The organism is Natrinema soli, assembly GCF_028618695.1.
This window is the reverse complement of the sequence record NZ_JAQIVI010000804.1, coordinates 1-2,504: the sequence shown is the minus strand read 5'-3', so window position 1 is coordinate 2,504 and position 2,504 is coordinate 1. Positions and strand designations below refer to the sequence as shown.

Genomic DNA, 2,504 nt, shown 5'->3' with positions numbered 1-2,504 from the left:
GCCGTGCCCGCCGTTGCCGTCTCCCCCGCCGTCGCCGCTGTGCCCGCCGTCGCCGCCGTGACTCATCAGCGATAACGCCTCGCGACTCCCCCGCCGGTCCTCGGGGATCGTCTCGAACGAGAGGTCGTGAATGTCCGACCGAGCGTACTCGAAGTCGATCTCGAGCGAGCCCGGCGACTCGAGACGGCCCTCGAACGAACCGGTCCGATTGATCCCCGTGATGGGGTTGGCGGTGACCCGAACGGTGTACTCGCCTTCCCCGGGGAGCTGGACGTTATCGCCGTAGTGAAACCCCATTCGCTGGGAGATCATGGGCCACGGCGACGAGGTGCCGGTGTCGACCGGTTCGCCGTCCTGCGAGACCTCGAGGCGCAGATTCGCCGGGAGGACGGTGTGCGTCTCGCGATCCCAGACGGAGACCATGAGGTGGACGCTGTCGTCAGCATCGACATCGACCAGCGTTCTCCCCTCGGTGGTGGCTTCGACGGTCCAGAACCGATGGGGGAAGGTGTATGACAGCGCGGCCGCGTAGTCGCCGTCGGTCGCCGTCCCGTAGGTCCCCATCTCCTCGCGCGATGCCGGGAGGTAGACCGCGTCGGGTCTGTTCTCGACGAGCGGCGGGTTCGCCCACGCCGATTCCTCTTCGAACCCGAGCCGCTCGAGACAGCCGGCGAGTCCGGCGGTTCCGGCGGCTCCGACGGCACCGATTCCTGCTGTTCCGCGGAGAAAACCCCGGCGTTTCATCGAGTGACGGTTGGGTATCGGCGATCAAACGCCTGTTGGTTCGTCCATCGAACGAGCGGAGACGGGCTCACGATCGGTTAGTCACCGCTCTGGTCGCCCGCTCGATCGGCGGCGGACGCGGCACATCCGAGTGTCTGTCCATCGAGAACGAAACGCACAGGGGCCGCCTTCGGCGATCGAACCAACGAACCTTTGATCACGGGTTCCGACGAACTAGCTATGGAACGGCGGACATACCTCGGCTCGCTCGGGACAGTGGGGATAACGAGCGTTGCCGGCTGTCTCGGTGATCTGCTCGGCGGTGACTCCAACCCGGATACGATACTCGACCCACCGGAAGAGGAGGCCCAACACGCGGATTACTCGTATGACACGTATGGCGAGGAGTTCCCGTCGTTTTCGCTCCCGGATCCGATCGCAGAGGAAACCGTCTCCCGCGACGATTTCGTCGACGAACGCCCGTTCGTGATCACGTATTTTTACGCGTCCTGTCCGGACGGCATGTGCGATCAACTCATGCAGCATTTCCGGCGAATACAAGAAGACGCCATCGAAAGCGGCTATGAGGACGATGTCGGATTGCTCGCGGTGACGTTCGATCCCGACCGCGACACGGCCGACGTCCTTCAGGCGTATAGCGCAGAACGGGGAATCGAACCCGAGACGGGTCACTGGCATTTCCTCCGCCCCGAGGACAACGAGACGGCTAAAACGGTTCTCAATGAGTCGTTCGGACTCCCGCTCTCGGGAGGCAAGGGAACGTCGGATTCCGGATCGACGAACAACACCTCGGATACCGGATCGGCAAACGAGACCGTAGCTAACGAGTCGACGAACGAATCGTCCGACGCCGACGGGACCGAGTACACGTTCACCCACTCCGCGCTCGTTCAGATCGTCAACGAACGCGGAATCGTCGAACGCGCGTATCCGAAGGCGCACGACCAGCGCGAGGCGGTCAACACCCAGGTGATGGTCGAAGACACGAGAACTGTCGTGGGGGTGGACGAGTAGCGATGCGTCGCCGTGAGGTCCTCGCTGGCCTCGGCAGCGCGGGCGTCGTCGCCGGTGCCGGTGCCGTCGCAGCGTTCGGCGTCCCCTCTCTGAACGACGACTCCGACGGATCGTCCGGACTCGTCGGCCGACAGCACGATCCCTACGAGATCGAGACGGTCGACGCGCCGGGGAGCGAAGCCGGCGCGGTCACCGTCCCCGCGCCGGATCGACCGACGTTTATCGACTTCTTCGCGACGTGGTGTGATCCCTGTATCAAACAGATGGACGCACTCGCCACGACCCACGAGCGGGTCGGCGACGACGTGGCCTTCCTCTCTGTCACGAGCGAACCGATCGGCGAGTCAATTACCAGAGCGGAACTCGCCGAGTGGTGGGAGGAAAACGACGGCGACTGGACGATCGGCCTCGATCCGACCTCGGAGCTCACGAGCCGATACTGGGGATCGCCCTATCCGTCCGCCGTGGCGATCGACGCCTCGGGGACCGTCCAGTGGCACGATTCCGGCATCAAGACCGCCGACGAACTCGTCGCGGGCATCGAACGCGCCCTCGAGGGCGGGGCCGAGTGAGGATGGTCGACGCGACGGGCACCGCGTCGATCGTGTTCGCGCTGTCGACCGGGGTCGCGACGTTCTTCTCCCCGTGTGCGTACCCGCTCCTGCCGGGGTACGTGGGCTTTTACGTGAGTCAGACCGACGGCGAGCGGGCGTCGCTCGGCGGTGCGCTGAGCCGCGGCCTGCTCG

The 2,504-nt window shown here is 65.1% G+C and carries 3 protein-coding genes and 1 pseudogene; 3 read left to right on the top strand and 1 reads right to left on the bottom strand.

Annotated elements, in window-relative coordinates; genetic code table 11:
- Positions 1-744 (bottom strand): iron transporter (locus tag PGX04_RS32985; RefSeq protein ID WP_273742335.1); only part of this gene is annotated, 744 nt, incomplete at its 3' end.
- 219 nt (positions 745-963) lie between these two features.
- Here PGX04_RS32985 and PGX04_RS32980 point away from each other — a divergent pair.
- From PGX04_RS32980 to PGX04_RS32970, 3 genes and pseudogenes are all read left to right on the top strand, one after another.
- A complete protein-coding gene (locus PGX04_RS32980) occupies positions 964-1,758 on the top strand; it encodes an SCO family protein (protein ID WP_273742334.1) in 795 nt (264 codons plus the stop codon).
- 2 nt (positions 1,759-1,760) lie between these two features.
- The gene (locus PGX04_RS32975) at positions 1,761-2,330 is read left to right on the top strand and encodes a TlpA family protein disulfide reductase (protein ID WP_273742333.1); all 570 of its coding nucleotides are present in this window, start codon (positions 1,761-1,763) and stop codon (positions 2,328-2,330) included.
- Between the two features lie 2 nt (positions 2,331-2,332).
- Positions 2,333-2,504: pseudogene (locus tag PGX04_RS32970) on the top strand (cytochrome C biogenesis protein); the annotation flags it as partial.

Coding starts and splice junctions, on each gene's coding strand:
- PGX04_RS32980 (WP_273742334.1), top strand. CDS start 964: ATGGAACGGCGGACATACCTCGGCTCGCTCGGGACAGTGGGGATAACG.
- PGX04_RS32975 (WP_273742333.1), top strand. CDS start 1,761: ATGCGTCGCCGTGAGGTCCTCGCTGGCCTCGGCAGCGCGGGCGTCGTC.